Raw genomic sequence first — 16,922 nt, forward strand, 5'->3', positions numbered from 1 at the left:
CAGATTAATATTCTGATTTTTGATAATACCTTGGTTTAATCCTTGTAGTCATTGTTGGAAACTCAATGAAAGAAAAATACCCTCTGATACAAAGTACTACTGAAAGTAGCAGTTTACCCGCGGAAATCTGGGTTAATGTAACTAATAAATTACCTAAATTGGATTTATTCAATTTTTATAGAAGCTCCAAAGAGCAGAAAGAATTATTACAATATGAACTCGATAAAGCTACTTTTTTAGATTTTGTAGTGCGTGGAGAATACTATTCTGTTAGGGCCGCACTTAAGAGAAATATCCGTTTACTTTTCCATAGAAATGAAGTGACTGACTGCTCTGGTCGAACCTTTTTTGCAATTAGCGGTCTTGAATATGCCCTTTGGGCTTTCGACAAACACATGTGGACATTAATTATAGAGTGCATCCCTGCAGACGAAGAAGGTAAAGAAATTCTGGAGCTTTTATTCGATCAATATAACAGATTACGCCAACAAGGTGTTTCCTACAGTCTGAATGGACAAATGACCACCGGAGAAACCCACTTTGATCTTGAGTCTACCCTCATTCATCAGTTGCAACTTCAGGTGAATTATTATCGAAGGAGATATCCTGTAGATTGGGATAGTGGTAATCACCTTAATAAACTATTTGTAGAAGGAGTTGGTGGAGCCCAAAAATTACTACCGATGTGTATTGCTAAAGCATATTGCAGCAGTGAACCTTTTTCTCCTGCACCGAAGTTTGAAGACAGAGTCGACTCCAAACCCCAATTCTATTGTTATTTCAAAGAAGAAAAATATCTCGATTGGTACAGTAGGGATTCCGGATTAGGTTCGGAGGTGGCTATCTGTAAGGGATTTAAAAATGGTGCGGAAAGTTTTAGAGCAGGAACTCCGGTAGCTAAAGCGAAATTACTCGAAATGGATTTGGTCGCTATGCAGACATTCCTGACGCTAAGAACAAAGGAATTACTCGATCTTGAAGTGCAGCTTGCAGAACTACAAGACGCTGATCTTAAGCCGATGATGGGTGGATAAATCAGGCCGCGTGTTTTTAGCACGGAGTCGCTAAAAAGTGCCGTTTGAATGAAGATTTCGGCTAGGTTTTTTTTTAAGTTTATGAGCTCCGGAAGAAACTTCATTTACCAACCGGTTAATTTAACTCGACAAATAGTTACTTGTAATGTTTTATTTTATTGTTCACTTGCTGGCCCCACTCTAAATCGTTTAAAAAATAAAAAACTTTAAATCACTTAATTTTTCCTTAATGATTTTTGCGTAAAATAATGCCATTCTATAAATTATTCGTACAGATTATATTTAACGGTTAATATCTGTATGAGCGGAGGGCTGGTACAACTTAGATAATCTTAAATCAATAAGCTGGATTTTATATTGAAATAGATTTTTAAGTTTTATCAGTGTCATCCAAGAAACAATCTGATTAAGAAAAAAATTGGATTTATGTATCTTACGATTATCAACACCCTTTCTTAAAACCTTTCTATATCAAAATCTACAGCGAACTGACCAGATTTCTTGGGATTAGTGATTTGTTAACAATTTTATTTTTTTATTTCACTAACAAATTAATTTAAAAAGGTGTCACATGACAATACGCTATATCTCTTTTCCTATTGATGGTGGGCTGTTTAATAAGAATTATGTAAATGCGGATAATGAAAATTTCACAAAGCATTTAGGCAATGCCGTTTTAGTGCATAATAAAGCCTTTCTCGATTCATTAAGGGAGCAAAACAAATGCTATAATTCTGTCTATGCTTTTCTTTATTCCAATAGACAATCTTATGAAATAGATTTAGATAATACCGGTTATACCCGATTCAAAGGCTCAGCTTTTTCCGCAATTGAGACTGTTTGTCAAGATTTAAGCATCGGCTTTGATCCCTTTCTCTTAGCCGATCTATATAATAAGCTGCCCTATGGAACAGCGTTCAATAAGGCCATAACAGAAGTAAAAAACGGGAATTTTATTGCTAATCCTAACAACGAAGGCCACCCAACCTGCCCCTTTGATCATGAGAAAATAGCGCTACTTTTCGCGCAACTGCAAAAAGCAGCTGTGGATGCTTCTGTTAAGCATCCTGGTGAAGACATTATTTTTGATGTGTTTGATAGCAATCAGGAGAGAATTGAGAACACAAAACGGTTTTTTTCCAAAAATCAGCACCTTATTCCCAAGGGTGTGACCTTAAATTTAAACCACTATGATGGTGGAGAGCCGACTCTACACAGCAGTATTGACGGTGAGGGTGTCGTTTATTTTAATTTTGCTAAGCATACCATTGAGTTGATCAAAAGATTTTATATCCTGCGGGATGAGTATGCAAAGTTATCTATCCATCCTGAAAATCCCAAGACCTTAATGGATATTGTTGCACAGTACTTTGCCAGACACCCAGACTTATATCAGGGTGAACGTGTGCCGGCTGAGGTAACGGAACGGGTCAAGTCGGTTTGCCAGGAGCTTGGCCTTGATGAGACTGCCCTTAAAGGCAATAAAGCTACAAGTGATGCAGTAGTTGAAGTACAGGAAGTAGAAAAAGACGTGGATAAAGCGGATGATAACGAGCAAGCTCTGCCTGCTGAGTCAATGACCGTCAACTCACAAACAAGCAATCCGGGGCGAAGTCAATATGGATTTTATGCCGCTGACTACAAAGAGGGGCAGGAAAAGGCAGATCCTTCGAATCAGAAACCAAGCCCAATGCATTCTTGTACCTTGTTTTAAACTTTAAATCTTGCTGCAAGCTGCGTTGCAGCGCTGCGGCAAGGTTGACCACAATAAACCTCTGTACAGGGGCGCTTTAGAAAAGGTATCCAATGTCCTAGGAAGCCTTATTCAGAAAAAATTCAATCTTGCAAAATGCAGATATAGTACTGAATCATGCTAAAGTCTTAGGAGGCAACTCTGTGGAATATTTTTCTACAAAATTGCAGAAAGCAGTCTTTATTTTCTGGCATAAGTTGCTCTCTTTATTTTTAAAGTTATAGACCTATTATTCAACACCTACAAGAGAAGCAATTCATATTTTCAGGAAATGCATCAAAGTGGGTTTATCTGTTTCTAGAAAATCAAATAGTGTCTTTTCTTGCCTAATGAGCCATCAAGGTCTTTAATAAACAAATGTATATTATTTGCATGGAGCTCAAAATGCCAGTGAGTAAAGAATGCATTCAGCTGTTGCAAAAATTAGTGGATCACTATGAACAATATGGAAAGAAAGATAAAGATTACTTATTAATTTATCCTTTATTAAAAGAGTTTTTGTTTCTCGTGCTACAGCATAAAAAAGAACATAAAGACGAACGGCTTATTGCTTTTCTTAGCTCCTCTGCATTGATTTTGGAAGAAAATCCATCCTTTGCTCAGGAATGCAGATCATTTTTAATCGCCTATCAAGAAACGACTCAAGCTTTAGACTCAATGCTGGATACTGAGTTAAACATTCAATCAGAACTGGATGTTTCATGGGGGAAACAATCGGAGTCAGAATCGAACACCTCTTTGCGGCCTTCTCTTTTTTTTCTTGAGTTACAAGAAGCGATTGCTAAAAGGGCGCAGCGTATGGCGAAAAAAGAAGCAGACACTTGGGGAAAACCTAAGCTAGGGTAGTTTAGGGTTATTTATAAAAATTCTTCGATTTTGAGTTGAATTAGAGACAGTTTATTATCGTGTTACGTTAAGTCTCATGTATAAGCCATGGGTTAATAAATTTCGGTTTTGTCTTTGGAATTTCGTTTGTTCTAAATACCCTAAATCAAATGATGCTACTTTTGAAAGGTGTCGTTCTATGCCAAAAAAGAATCGATTTTCAGCAAAAAATTTATCACTGACCCAGGATGGATGAGTGAAATTAAAGAAACACTCAGTGTACGTTGCAAGCGAATATTGAGTATTGTGAAAAGGTATTTTAAGCGTAATTTGCTCCCTCAAACGTGTTGCCCATTCAGAGAATAAAGTATTTTTTCGTTCTTCAAGACGAGAACGATTCGACACATTAAAGAATTTGGAATGATATATTTTCCAATGAAATTGCTGCCACAGTACATTTTCGTGTGCAATAACCCCTTGTGTATTCTCTGAGATGAAATAGGCAGCACCAATAAAGGGTATGAAATTAGGGGTGATTTGATAACCGGTACCGAAATAGATATGCTCTTCATCCCGCCCATATCGATCATCAATGAGGACCAATCTTGGCTCCAAGTAATATTTCCATTGTTTATAAGTTGTTACAAAAGGACCAATAAAAACTCCTGTTAACCAAAAAGTGCCAAAATTTTGCGTCTCTGTAAAACCTGTTGAACACATGAAAATAGAACATAAGAAACAAAAAATCCTTTTAACATTCAGATCCATAGTAAACTCTTAATCGATTCCAATGAACTATGTTTCCAAGCTTATTTACCCTAAAATTGCTCGGATTATTTTTAATTTCAATTGGGTATAGGGCATGTATTTAATGGGAAGTTCAAACCAAAATGGTTTTTTTAAAATGCTTTTGAAATGGCTGAATGCTTTAAAACCGGCTTCACCATGGTAACTTCCCATGCCACTGTCGCCTACACCGCCAAATGGAAGGTGTGAATTGCAAATATGCATAATCACATCATTAATACATCCACCACCAAAAGAAATCTCGTTTAAAATTCGGGTGTGCACTTTTGAATGTTTCCCAAAAATATAAAGGGACAAAGGACGTGGGCGTGATTTGATTTCTTGCAGGACAGATTCTAGATCGTTAAACGGAATAACGGGTAAAATTGGACCAAAAATCTCTTCTTTCAAGATTTCATCTGTAAAGCTTACATCCTTAAGAATGGTAGGCTCAATATAGTTTTCGGTGTCAATGACTTGTCCACCCGTGAATAGCTTTTGGGGATCAATGAGCTTTTTTAAGCGTTGTACATGGTGCTCATTAATAATGCGGGTGTAACTGTCGCTTTCAAGGGGATTGGGACCAATTATTTTGCCGATTTGGTTTTTAAGCTCTTCCAATAAGGGTTGATAAATCTTTTCTTCAACTAAAAGATAATCGGGTGCAATGCAGGTTTGCCCTGCATTTAAAAACTTGCCCCATACAATTCGTTGTGCTGAAATTTTCAGATCGGCATCGGCAAAAACAAGGCAAGGGCTTTTTCCACCTAATTCTAGAGTAATAGGCGTTAAGTGTTCTGCAGCAGCCTTAGCTACTATTTTGCCTATTGTGGTACTGCCTGTAAAAAAGAGTTTATCAAAACGCATACTAAGAAGCTCTTGCGTGACGTCAGCGCCGCCTTCTGCAACATAAAGATAGGCGGGATCAAAATTTTGATTGATTATTTTGGCGAGCGCAGATGAAGTATTTTGCGGCAATTCACTTGGCTTAATGATACTGGTATTCCCTGCCGCCATAGCAGCAATTAAAGGAATTAATGTAAGCTGATAAGGGTAATTCCATGCCCCAATAATCAACGTTGTCCCATAAGGTTCGGGCAAGATAAAACTTTTTCCTGGTTGGTTCACAAGTTCGGTTCGTGTTGCTTTGGGTTTCGCCCATTTGTTTACGCATTTAATCGCTTTATCGAGTTCATGATAAATTAAGGCAAGTTCAGTTAAATAGGTTTCAAATTGTGATTTTTTTATATCCGCATAAAGGGCTTCTGAGAGCAGTTGCTCATTTTGTTTGAGAACGGTTTTTAATTTCTGCAGTTGCTGTTTACGAAAATCGATAGCTTTCGCCGCTCCGCCAGCTGAAAAAATTCTCTGCTCTTTGACAACAGTATGAATGTTCATGTAATGGATGCCTGTGTAAAAAATTATTATTTATCAGCAGTTAAACTACTCCATTTTAGTTTATCTTCTTAAGAATTAGCTAGAGATTATTCATTTTTTTCAGCTAAGGTTTTCCTGGAATTTGCTCACCCTAATTTGCAGTACTTGAGTGCTTTTTTAAATAAATCTCTGAATACGGCGCAAAGCCTTAGGGGGCCACAAAATTTTATCGTTTGCTTTTTCCCTCAATTCCGTAGACAAGCTGCGGTACCTTGAGGCATTTGGGCCATGTCGAAAAGCATAAAAAGCAGAGTAGAAAGGGCTGTTGCAAGCTCACTGGTTACGAATAAAATAATTTAAATGGTATATTCAGGCGCACCTCCTTTCTTATATACCAAAACAGTTCGTTCAAAAGACATAAATAGCTCTTTATGTTGGTTAATTCCCCGAGTTTCTACAGTAACGATTCCTTGATTTGGTCTTGATTTTGATTCACGTTTCGCTTTTATTTCGCTTTCAGCGTAAATCGTATCTCCTTCAAATACAGGTTTTAATAATTTAACTTTATCCCACTCTAGATTCGCGACTACTTTCTTGGAGATCGTATTAACGGTCATTCCTGTAATAATCGCCAAAGTAAATGTGCTATCAACTAAAGGTTTTTTCCACTCCGTGCGTTCCGCATAATGCGCATCAAAATGTAATTGAGCGGTATTCATTGTCAGCAAGGTAAACCATATATTATCATTTTGGGTAATGGTTCTTCCGGGTCTATGTTCAATAATTTGTCCCACTTCAAAATCTTCAAAGTAAAAACCAAAATCTTCACGCAAACGCTTGCTTCCTATCGATTTATAGCTTTGATGTGACATATTCATTACCTTTTAATTGTTTGATAATTTAAGTACCTCTTGAGCATGTTGGTAGATAGGGACATCGATCATTTGTCCCTGGTATTGACATGCTTTGCCTCCAGATTGTTCGAACAGCGCTACAATTTCTTTGGCTCGTTTAACCTCTGCTTGGGTTGGTGCAAAATTTTGTTTTATGGGAATGATTTGTCTCGGATGAATGGCTAATTTTCCTTTAAAACCAAGTTCCTTAACCCGAATCACTTCAGAGATTAATTGCTCCTCGTTTGTAAAATCGAAAAAAGGAGAATCAATTGCTGGAATGTGAGCAAGTGCAGCTGCCTGAACGATTTGATGGCGTGCATTCAAAAGAACCTCCCAGTCCATCTGACACCCTATATCGATGGCAAAATCTGCAGCCCCGAAAACTAAACCGGCGACTGGGGAATGAGTAACAATTGAATTTAAGTTCAGCAACCCTTTTGCTGTTTCAATCAATGCTAAAAGTTTAATATTTCGCGCTTCTAAATGGAGTATTTTATAAACAATATTTAACTCTTCAGCACTTTCTGCTTTGGGGTATAAAATGGCATCACAATAAATATCATCTTGTCTTAAGGCGAGCAAATCAGGGAGACCTGCATCAGTAGTGATATGGTTGATGCGCACTATAGTGAGCAGTTCTGGATGTTTTTTCTTTAGAAATTGAACCACATGATTTCGGGCTTGGTCTTTCTCTGCTGCTGAGATAGCGTCTTCCAGTTCTAAAATAAGACCATTTGCCCCTGAAGCCAGTGCTTTTGTAAAAAGCTCCGGTTTATTACCGGGTGTAAAGAGCAGGGCGGGTGAGCGTGATAAATCCATTTTAAATAAATCCTTGTGTTTTTGCTTGTTGTTCTAATTGCTCACGAAAGGCTGGATGGGCGATTTTAATTAATTGGTGCGTTCTTTCAGTGGTAGAACGCCCTTTTAATTGAGCTACCCCGTATTCTGTAACCACATAATCAATATCAAGTCGGGTATCTGTAGCGATTGAAGAGAGCCGGGGGACTATCCTGGATAGGGTCCCATTTTTTGCTGTGGAACTACTGGCAATGATGGTCTTTCCACCTTCAGAATAATGAACGCCACGAATAAAATCCAATTGTCCGCCCACACCTGAAAATTGATGACCAATAAACTCGGCATTGACTTGGCCACTAAAATCAATTTCGATGAAGGCATTAACAGAGGTCATTAGGTTATTTTTCCCAATCACTTTAGGTTCATTGACATAGGAGACCGGAAGACAAAACATAGAAGGATTATTATTTATAAAATCATATAATCGGCGATCACCGATTGCAAAGGTAAATACATTGACGTAAGGATTTAATTTTTTATTGGTATTTGTAACTACTCCTTTCTTGATAAGCTCCACCATTCCTGACGTAATCACCTCTGTGTGTATGCCAAGGTTTTTATGATCGATTAATTGTTCGCATACTGCGTTAGGTACACCACCTATTCCCATTTGAATGGTTGCTCCATTGGGGATAAGGGAGGTGATGTATTGGCCAATTTGACGATCTAAGTCACTAGCCGGCTTTGAATGTTCCTCAATCAAAGCGGTGGTATTTTCGACTATGGCATCCACTTCACTGACATGAATTAATGTAGAGCCCGATGTTCTGGGCATGTTTTCATTTACTTCAACGATTAATTGATTCGCATAACGCCCTAATTCAATCGCATAATCGCCGTTAGTGCCTAAATTAAAAAAACCAAACTGGTCCATAGGGGAGACGGTAACCATGAACGCATCCAGTTTGGTAATGGACATAATGGTGTCAGGATAACGACTAAAACTTATGGGGACAAAATTGATGTATTTTTTACCTAGACGATACCCGCGTTCCGCTAATTCAACTTCTCCTTTGGACATCATCGAAGTGTAGGGTCGAATAATATGCAATAATTCTTCTTGAAAAATAGTTTCTAGGGCAATCGGACCACAACGAAGATAGTAAACCTTTAATTCTTTTAGATCACCTGCTTTGGCGCGCGCAGCAAGTGCATGGCATAAGGCTGGAGGAGTAGCGGCACGCATGCCCATAGAAATCACTGCAGATCGAGGAATCCGATTGACTGCTTCATCTGCAGAACATAATTTTTGTTGATATTGCTTATCAAAATTCATTCATCATCCTAATAAATAAAAAGAGTTCCATATAGACTTTAAATTATTGATCAGGGCTATTAAATGTCAATTGTACTAATCGTTCCAATTCTTGAGCATCGGAGGGTGCAACTACTTTTTGATCGTTATCTAAATAACAAAAAATTTGTTTCACTTCCTGCTGCCATTTGGCAAATTTATGGGCATAATTTAACAGCGTTTTTTGCTCATAATGACCCAGATAGGGATCAAGATGCGGTCCATGTAATCGTAAGTAGATGAAATCACTGGTTATAATTTCTGGACACTGATATCCCTTAAAATCATAAAAACAAAGCGCAATATTGTATTTAGCAAGCAAATCATAAACTTCCTGACGTAACCAGGTTTTATTTCTAAATTCAAATGTGTAATGAAATGATTCAGGTAATACTTTAACAAACTGCTCCAGACGCTCTAGATTAAAAGGCCAATAAGGTGGGAGTTGAAATAAAACCGGTCCGAGTTTTTCTTCCAGTCCCTCAATGACCTGAAGCAAATAATGAACGCTGTCTCTAACGTCTTTCAGCATTTTTACATGGGTTAAATAGCGACTGGCTTTGCAGGAAAAAATAAACTCTTCTGGAGTAGTTTCTTTCCATTTTGCAATGGATTTTGGAGAGGGTACGCGATAAAAACTACTATTGAGCTCAACAGTGTTAAAGACGTTCGCGTAATACGCCAATTCATCTTTCTCTGCAACAGACTTAGGGTAAAAAATTTCTTTCCAACCTTTATAGACCCATCCTGAGGTGCCGATATTGACGAATGGCATAGCCCTACTCCTTAGAAGCTATTCTTGATAGGAAATACCAAGCATGTTTAAACCTCGTTCAACATCATCTGCTACTGTTGGTCTGGATAGTAAATACTCACCGGTATGGTCGGTTATTTCTTCCTGGGCAAAATGTAACGCATCTTTCCATTCCTCCCGAGTATAATCCCCCCGGCCTAAATACATGAGAGCCACTAAGGTTGCTTGCTGATCAGGACGTAAATTATCTATGTATTCAACGGTTTCTTGATAAACTGGATCATTTTGATAATCAGCTAATACGTAGAAAGCATCCATGTCCTCAGTGACCTCTGGAAAACTAACTTCTTCCTTAACCTGAAATTGTCGCGCTTTATCCAGAAGATCACGAATTGTTTCTGTATCGAGATTCAACATATTTATCTCCTTATCTCATATGTTTTCCAATACAATAATAATAGCTTAAATAAAAAATAGTTTATTACCTGCGATCCACAAGCTCCCCATAATCATTTTATTCAGTGAAAAGAGGGGGTTGGCAGAGACAATTCCTCCGTTGCTAATTGGGATGAGAAAGTAAAGCTCGTGAATGCTTTAGGCTCTACTAAAGAGATTGTACTTAATACATGAAACTCGAATAACCGCATGAGTTGTATTTTATCTGCGGAGTCAGGTAGATTTTCGATTTGGGCTCGAACATCATGAAATTTTTGCCAATTAAAACTTGGGCTTTCTGCATCAAAGTAATGTGTGAAGAGGTGTGATGCTTGTTTTTGTAACACGTTTAATTGCTCAATCAAAGGCTTATATTGAGCAATATAAGGAGCAAAATTAAAAGTGTAAAAAATTTTAGGATGAAAACCAGTGATTGGCGCAAATACATTTTGTTGAAAACGTTCCATCAACTCAATTTTTTTGTGGTCTAAAGGCATGGATTGAATCGAGTGATAAACTTCTGTAAAAAAAGAAAAGTTAAAGGAAGCTTGTGGGGTAAAGTATTGGGTTTTGAGCCGACAGTAAAGGGTTACAGCCTCTTCGAGTTGCCGTAAATTCCTTAGAAGAAAGGGGTTGTTCATAAGGTTTACTCCGTTGATAATGGCCAGGTATCGTACATAATTTTTTAATTTAATCAAGTTGTGTAATTTTCTATGTCTTAGCCAACTTATAAATGATAAGCTGGCAGTTATTGATAAAAATAATTTTTAAGTATTTTAAAAACCGCTTAATAAAATTGATTTTATTATTTTATTTTCCAAATGGGCGGGAAATGCGCGACAATTTAATTGACTCCATAGAAGTCCAAAAAAGAGTCAAACGCACAATAAAAAAGGAAAGTATTTATTGATTTATCCCCAGCAATAACTATATTTATATATTATGTTTCACGAAATGTACGAAGAAAACGTTGTTAACTAAGGAGAGTAATAACATGAAAAGTTCCAGTGAGAAACCAACATATACTCCTAGAGACCATCTTGAAGCAGCTGCAAGCCAATTACTAAATGAAGGGAAAAAAAAGGTAAATCAACTGTATGAAGAAGGATTATCTAAGGCAAATCAAGTAGAAGAAAATGTCAAAGAATATTCTGATCATTTAATCAAGAAAGTACAAGACAATCCATTAACTTCTGTTTTAATCGCAGGAGGAATTGGCTTTTTATTGTCTCGGTTAATGAAAAAGTAATGGAAGTTTTTAAACAGTTAGAAGCTCTAGTTACTGCAAAAATATCCGTTATTAAAACAGTATGGTCTTTAATTCGTCTTGAGGCAAAGTTAGCTGGACTTAGCGTTTTTCCTTTATTACTGAATATATGCATGCTGTTTGTGGTGCTTATTACGGTATGGCTAAGTGCTATGTTTTTACTAGGTTATTTTTTATTTTTGGCATCTAATCGTTTTCTGCTATCTATTTCCCTTGTTTTACTGTTGAATGTGGGATTCTTACTTGGATTGCTTAAGTATTTATCCTATAACTTAAAAAGTATGAGTTTTCCTAAATCAAGAGCATATTTTTCTCAAAAGAGCGAAGAGCATGAGCAACTCGAGAAGACAGATTCGGGCACAAATTGCACTGATGGACAAGAAGTTGCGATTCCAGAGCAACAAAGTAGCTGAACATCAAGAGTATTTTGCCCAAAGTAAACTAACTCGTTTTCATGTACCTACTTTGTTATTGCTTGTTTCTGCTTTTTTTATAGGTTGGAAACTGGAACGAAAGCATTGGAGTGGCAAAATAGGCCAACAACTAGTTGAGGTCGGGACATTCGCTTTGCTTAATTCGTTTAAAAAAGTTGTTCTTACTCTTCTCAAATAGCGAATTAATAATCCCTAGTGTAAGTTATATTTCCAATTTGGAGGGATAAATGTAACAATATGTGACCTATTTACGATATATTTTAAATTCATGCTCCTGTTCCGTTTTTACCAAAATAAAAAGTATGTTGAGATCACTCACGATTTTAAATCTGACGAATTAAAATCTGCAGTCGCAGGCAATGAACGTCGGTTTAATATGATATTAAACCATAAGAAGAAAATTGTTTTTAGTAATCTTCAGGAACTAATTGAGGATTTTAAACGATTCCAGATAATTCAAACCTATGAACGGTTTTTTAAAGGCAGTAGTTTTCTAACGCGACTCTATGAAATCAATCTCACAAAATTTGGGGATTCCCCAGAAAAAATGGCCTCAGAATTGGAAATCAGAAGATTAGCTTTAACAAAGGAAGAGGGGGATCCTTTAAAAAGAGATATCCTCTTAAAAATGGTTAATAGTCTTCGTTATTTTAAATCTTATAAACGATTTAATGCGGAATTATTGTTTCGATATAATGCAATAAAGCTCATGGATACCGATAAATTTCATTTAGAGGCAGAACATTATAGATATCCAACACAAAAAGAAAATTATTTGCAACTCGATGAGCATTATTGGCATATGCCGGATAAGCAAAATGGCTTTTTTATATTAAAAAATGGACAGCGTCCCTCTGAAGCCATCAACTCAATTTTTGATGGTTCTCATCTTGTTGTACTTGAATGTCATAGTTGGATGCTCTCTATTCAATATAAAGCGTTATTAGATACCGTGGGTGCGAAGAATTTTGATCTTCTTTTTGCACGAAAGCCACTCATCATTGCAGACGGTATGTTTTTATCCGGAGATTTTGCAGATGATTTAAAAGAAATACTTCCTTATAAATTTGGTTTAACACCAGAGGAGTTAATTCCCGGGGATTGGCTCTATCTCAACAATTTCTCTGAATATAGGATGGCTACCTTATTTGATGCATCTAAAAATGGGAGTGGACTGCATTCTATGGCGATGGGCGATCATAAATATCGAGGTTTTGGGTTACCTAAAGCAATGACAGAAAGTGAAATTAAGCATGAGTTTTTAGAAGTCTACAATGAAGACTTTCTTGCTGATCCTATAGATCTTAAAGAGGAAAGCATAGATAGTGAAACAATGGGACTTGATGCTAATGAGCAAGATATAGACCCTGGGGATAGCGTAGTGATATGTGGACATATTGATTGTCCCGAGCGCGAATGGGCAAGTGTAGAATGCATATATCAAGGAAATGGCAGGTATCAATGCGAAAAATTAAAGATACAAGATGCTACTGAGAACGAAATTGTTTTGGCATTATTGGAGAAATACAATGCACTACTTCCAAAAAGAAAAACAGAAAGTGATATAGATGAGCTTAATATTTTCAAATCATTAAAGACCAATGTGAGGGGGATTGATTTTTCACATCAACGATTTGATTATTTATTTCAAGAATCTCTATCTACAGCTATTAAGAATTCCCCGATGTTATTTTCTTATGATCAAGATAAAAAGCAGCCTAAATCGGAGCCTGAATTTTTATTTTCTCCATTTAATTGATTCATAATAAAAAGGAATTACCACCTGAAAATCTTGATACACATTTTTCGATGGCAAGATGTGTTAATTATTAACATGGTGTATTTTTATGTCATAATTGTTTTTTATTTTGGTCAAAAAATAGATAGAGAAGATATTTATGCCAGATCAACCAACCTCATTAAAGAACATCAGTGCTAATGCAGTAATGAAGCACTTTATATGGGAAGTAAATAGAGAAAAATTTAGCGAAAAGTTACCTATGGAACTTCATCAATTGCTTGCATCAAAGAATAAGGAACATTTTTTTATTGATTGGTTTAATGAGATTAATAAATCAAAACATAATGTGGAAAAATTTATCAAAAATGCCGGAATACAACTCCCTGAGAACTACTCATCAATCCATATTAAGATAAAGCGCTGCGACGACGGCTACTATGATATAGTGATAGATAATACGTACGTGAATTTTAAGCCAGAAAAAACAAGGATGAGTGAACAAAAGTTAATGGACTCAGTGATTGCAACAATTTCTGAATTAGACTCTAAGCCAACTCCAAGTAATTTATCGAGGTAATGTCTTACTTATCATCCAGAGTGGTGTACGCGAAGGATCTCCTGTTTTGAGCTCAAATATTGATAGTACTGGAGATCCTTACGGCGTTCGGGATTGACGCACCTCCGTGAATGCATCACCAGATTGTTCGATCAGAAACGGAGTATCCTCCATCAATGGGGATCATGGCTCCGGTGATAAAATCTGAGCCGCTTGAAGAGAGAAAAACGGCTAAAGGACCAATATCCTGTGGTTTTCCCCATCTACCGAGTGCTGTTTTCTTCCTAATTTCTTCGCCGCGAGCTGTTTGTGGCAAGGAGCCATTAATTGCGGTTTCAAACCAACCCGGCAAAATAGCATTTACCTGAATATTCCAGGGGCCAAGTTCTAATGCAAGCGATCGAGTGAGACCTAAAATCCCTGTTTTTGTTGTGGCATAGCCAATGGAATTAGGATGTCCAAATAGTGAATACATAGAACCCACATTAATAATTTTTCCACGTTGTTGTGGTTTCATGAAACGTGCCGCACTTTGAGAACAAAGAAAAACTGAAGTAAGATTGGTACGGATGAGATGTTCCCAATGTTTCAGTGAAAGAGCTGAAAGATGCTGGTCCTCATAGATACCTGCGTTGTTAATCAGGATATCCAATCTTTTAAATTGGTCTTCAATGGTTTTAAAGCCAGCATGAATGCTGGCCTCCGAACTCACATCCATTGTTAGAGGAATTAAGTGGTGTATTTGGGCGTGTTTTAATTTTTCCTGATCTCGGCCACAAATGATAACTTGTGCGCCTGCTTGTTGCAAAGCACATGCCATGGCTAGGCCTAATCCTCCATTTCCCCCTGTAACTAAAGCAACACAATGATTCAAATCATTTTTTGAGTCCATAATGGTCATGCACCTTTTTGATAGCAGTTATAAGTTCATCCAGATCTTCTTTTCCCAATGTGGGTGATAGCGCAATATCAATATAAGAACTAATGTATCTAAAACTATTAGGATAAAGCTCGGGAATTTCTTGTTTGGATACATCCTTGAATAAATAGGCCCAGTCCCAAAATCTTCGCACATTGATTTTATTGGGGTCACCAAGCGCTTTCGTGTCGATCCCTTCTGCAGTAAGTGCTTCGGCAAACCAGCAACAGTCTTCGCTCGAGCCCTCTAACTCCAAAAGCAAATTATCACCCAAAGGCAATGCAGTTTTATCCCAGGTAGCACGTGGTCGTAAATATTTTAAAGGGCTAATGCCTTGAATGACGTAAGCATAATTTTGGGACAACAAGTCAAGTCGCTTATTTAATTTTTTTAATTGGGATACTCCAAGTGCACCACGGATTTCATCCAAGCGAAAGTTAAATAACGGCAACCTGGTGAAGTCAATGGTACACGGTTGGTCGGAAAAATGCTTTTCATAAAGACGCTCGTAAGCTCCTGATAAAATAACACATTTTAGATAGAGGTCTTTGTTGTTGGTTAAGATAAATCCCCCTTCTCCGGTATTCAATGATTTATCTGATTGAGTGCTAAATGCCCCGGCTAAACCATAAGTACCCAAATATTTATTTTTTAATTTACAGCCAAGACTAGGTACCGCATCCTCAATAATAGGCACACCATGTTTATTGGCGATTTCCATAATTTGGGGTAGCGGGGCGGGAAATCCTCTCATATGAACCACCACTAATGCTTTCAGGCGACTAATTTTATTATCAAGATCCGTAAGATCCATATGGAGATCGCGATCGACTTCGATTAGGAGTGGTTTTAATTTTGCTTGTATAATGGCACTCGGTGTTGCTGTAAATGAATACGCAGGACATCCCACTAATGAATCGTCAGGTAGATCGAGAGCCATAAGAGGTAATGAAATTGCTGCAGTTCCTGAACTGACAGCCAGTGCAAATTCACTCTTAAAGTATTCCTTCAGCCCCTCTTCGAATTGTCCTACTTTAGTATCTTTGATTTCACGATTATCATAGCGAAACAATCGCTTACTTTTAATCACATCTAAGATAAGTTCGGTGTCTTCCTCATCAATGATGACATTTCCTTTGTCATAGGTAGGCCATGGTTTTTGGCGAATGGGAGACCCTCCATATAACGCCAATTGTCTCAAAGAAGAATATTCTCTTTTCATACTACTCATACAACTCTCCATGCTATTGCTCAGGAATTTAGTTCAACTTGGCTTATTTTTATCAAGCCACAAGCGAAAGCGAGCTAAAGTTTTATTCCCCCCAAAAAATCTGATGGTTGCAAGGACCATAAAACCTTTTAGGAGTTGCAATTTAGAACCTTTTCTAATCCAAAAATCGCATTCCTCTCCTTTTGTAGGTACAAATAGCTTTTCATTGAAAATGGTTTTAGGAAACGGTATGGAAAAAAAGGTACTGATATTTTTTCCGTGCGTTCCAAAAATAAGGGGGCCTGGATGCAGGCACAGCACATCTAGAAATAACATAAAATAAAGAAATATAATCCATGTAGCATGCTGTGACTTTTTCTCTATCCAAAGGCATGTAATTTCATGGGGTTTCTTTCGATCAAAGCGATGAGCATTATATAATTTTTGTAATTGAGATGGATTTAAAGGAAGAAATGTACGATAGTTAGGACCTGAATTGATGCAAAAACCTGCTAGCATTTTTTCCTCTGATTCTCTAAAAAATATCCGCACTTTACATTCTTTAAAGTATTCCAGATCAGCGCGATTATGGGCCAAAGACGAGTAATTGCTTGCATAGATTTTAAGTAGGCTTTCGCTCTTAATTATTTTTGTTCTAATCATCATCTAGGCTCTAAAAAAACTCTAATTGTAAGTATAGAACATAATGGGTTTTTTTTGGTCATTTGATGTTAAGTCGAACTGGATAAGTGCCAACTTCATCAAATAAATATAGGGAACACA

At 37.1% G+C, this 16,922-nt stretch carries 19 protein-coding genes; 8 read left to right on the forward strand and 11 right to left on the reverse strand.

The annotated features are described in order from the left end of the window. Positions 1-65: 65 nt before the first annotated feature. The 3 genes from ACF8MK_RS09840 (at position 66) to ACF8MK_RS09850 (ending at position 3,633) form a co-directional block, all read left to right on the forward strand. Complete coding sequence (locus ACF8MK_RS09840; protein WP_392536501.1) at positions 66-1,034, forward strand: hypothetical protein; 969 nt, start codon at positions 66-68, stop codon at positions 1,032-1,034. A gap of 571 nt (positions 1,035-1,605) precedes the next feature. After that, complete coding sequence (locus ACF8MK_RS09845; RefSeq protein WP_392536502.1) at positions 1,606-2,748, forward strand: hypothetical protein; 1,143 nt, start codon at positions 1,606-1,608, stop codon at positions 2,746-2,748. A gap of 423 nt (positions 2,749-3,171) precedes the next feature. Beyond that, the gene (locus ACF8MK_RS09850; RefSeq protein ID WP_392536503.1) at positions 3,172-3,633 is read left to right on the forward strand and encodes a hypothetical protein; all 462 of its coding nucleotides are present in this window, start codon (positions 3,172-3,174) and stop codon (positions 3,631-3,633) included. A gap of 54 nt (positions 3,634-3,687) precedes the next feature. Here ACF8MK_RS09850 and ACF8MK_RS09855 read toward each other — a convergent pair whose 3' ends face one another. From ACF8MK_RS09855 to ACF8MK_RS09890, 8 genes are all read right to left on the reverse strand, one after another. Then, positions 3,688-4,380 carry a DUF2490 domain-containing protein gene (locus tag ACF8MK_RS09855; RefSeq protein WP_392536504.1) on the reverse strand — a complete coding sequence of 231 codons (693 nt, stop codon included), beginning with the start codon at positions 4,378-4,380 and terminating at the stop codon, positions 3,688-3,690. A 45-nt stretch (positions 4,381-4,425) separates the two neighbouring features. Further along, a complete protein-coding gene (locus ACF8MK_RS09860; protein ID WP_392536505.1) occupies positions 4,426-5,796 on the reverse strand; it encodes an aldehyde dehydrogenase in 1,371 nt (456 codons plus the stop codon). A 335-nt stretch (positions 5,797-6,131) separates the two neighbouring features. Continuing rightward, positions 6,132-6,647, reverse strand: a complete 516-nt coding sequence (locus tag ACF8MK_RS09865; RefSeq protein WP_392536506.1) for a MaoC/PaaZ C-terminal domain-containing protein — start codon at positions 6,645-6,647, stop codon at positions 6,132-6,134. Positions 6,648-6,659: 12 nt separating this feature from the next. Next, positions 6,660-7,490 carry an HpcH/HpaI aldolase/citrate lyase family protein gene (locus ACF8MK_RS09870; RefSeq protein WP_392536507.1) on the reverse strand — a complete coding sequence of 277 codons (831 nt, stop codon included), beginning with the start codon at positions 7,488-7,490 and terminating at the stop codon, positions 6,660-6,662. 1 nt (position 7,491) lies between these two features. Next, positions 7,492-8,805: an acetyl-CoA hydrolase/transferase family protein gene (locus ACF8MK_RS09875; protein WP_392536508.1), complete on the reverse strand. Its 1,314-nt coding sequence runs from the start codon at positions 8,803-8,805 to the stop codon at positions 7,492-7,494. 43 nt (positions 8,806-8,848) lie between these two features. Then, positions 8,849-9,598, reverse strand: a complete 750-nt coding sequence (locus ACF8MK_RS09880) for a DUF72 domain-containing protein (protein ID WP_392536509.1) — start codon at positions 9,596-9,598, stop codon at positions 8,849-8,851. An 18-nt stretch (positions 9,599-9,616) separates the two neighbouring features. Further along, positions 9,617-9,994, reverse strand: coding sequence for a DUF3775 domain-containing protein (locus ACF8MK_RS09885; protein WP_265704342.1), 378 nt, complete (start codon positions 9,992-9,994; stop codon positions 9,617-9,619). Positions 9,995-10,095: 101 nt separating this feature from the next. Then, positions 10,096-10,653 (reverse strand): hypothetical protein, encoded by a 558-nt coding sequence (locus ACF8MK_RS09890; protein WP_392536510.1) that lies wholly within the window; start codon positions 10,651-10,653, stop codon positions 10,096-10,098. A gap of 353 nt (positions 10,654-11,006) precedes the next feature. Here ACF8MK_RS09890 and ACF8MK_RS09895 point away from each other — a divergent pair, with 353 nt between their 5' ends. From ACF8MK_RS09895 to ACF8MK_RS09915, 5 genes are all read left to right on the forward strand, one after another. Then, on the forward strand, positions 11,007-11,261 hold the full coding sequence (locus ACF8MK_RS09895) for a YqjD family protein (protein ID WP_265702640.1): 255 nt from the start codon (positions 11,007-11,009) through the stop codon (positions 11,259-11,261). Next, positions 11,261-11,692 carry a hypothetical protein gene (locus tag ACF8MK_RS09900; RefSeq protein WP_392536511.1) on the forward strand — a complete coding sequence of 144 codons (432 nt, stop codon included), beginning with the start codon at positions 11,261-11,263 and terminating at the stop codon, positions 11,690-11,692. The genes ACF8MK_RS09895 and ACF8MK_RS09900 overlap by 1 nt, the downstream gene beginning before the upstream one ends. Continuing rightward, positions 11,664-11,891, forward strand: coding sequence for a hypothetical protein (locus ACF8MK_RS09905; protein WP_392536512.1), 228 nt, complete (start codon positions 11,664-11,666; stop codon positions 11,889-11,891). The genes ACF8MK_RS09900 and ACF8MK_RS09905 overlap by 29 nt, the downstream gene beginning before the upstream one ends. A 198-nt stretch (positions 11,892-12,089) precedes the next feature. Then, entirely contained in the window at positions 12,090-13,472 is a 1,383-nt protein-coding gene (locus ACF8MK_RS09910; protein ID WP_392536513.1) for a transglutaminase, read from the forward strand. A 139-nt stretch (positions 13,473-13,611) separates the two neighbouring features. Then, positions 13,612-14,031, forward strand: coding sequence for a hypothetical protein (locus tag ACF8MK_RS09915; RefSeq protein ID WP_392536514.1), 420 nt, complete (start codon positions 13,612-13,614; stop codon positions 14,029-14,031). Positions 14,032-14,146: 115 nt separating this feature from the next. Here the strand turns inward: ACF8MK_RS09915 and ACF8MK_RS09920 are convergent, their stop codons facing one another. From ACF8MK_RS09920 to ACF8MK_RS09930, 3 genes are read right to left on the reverse strand one after another with little or no spacing between them, the layout of a single operon-like run. Next, entirely contained in the window at positions 14,147-14,902 is a 756-nt protein-coding gene (locus ACF8MK_RS09920; protein ID WP_392536515.1) for an SDR family NAD(P)-dependent oxidoreductase, read from the reverse strand. Further along, the gene (locus ACF8MK_RS09925) at positions 14,886-16,160 is read right to left on the reverse strand and encodes a DegT/DnrJ/EryC1/StrS family aminotransferase (protein WP_392536516.1); all 1,275 of its coding nucleotides are present in this window, start codon (positions 16,158-16,160) and stop codon (positions 14,886-14,888) included. The genes ACF8MK_RS09920 and ACF8MK_RS09925 overlap by 17 nt, the downstream gene beginning before the upstream one ends. Before the next feature lie 33 nt (positions 16,161-16,193). Further along, positions 16,194-16,805 (reverse strand): hypothetical protein, encoded by a 612-nt coding sequence (locus ACF8MK_RS09930; RefSeq protein WP_392536517.1) that lies wholly within the window; start codon positions 16,803-16,805, stop codon positions 16,194-16,196. Positions 16,806-16,922 lie beyond the last annotated feature (117 nt).

Origin of the sequence: Legionella sp. 227, assembly GCF_043161935.1 — a bacterium.
GTDB lineage: Bacteria > Pseudomonadota > Gammaproteobacteria > Legionellales > Legionellaceae > Legionella > Legionella sheltonii.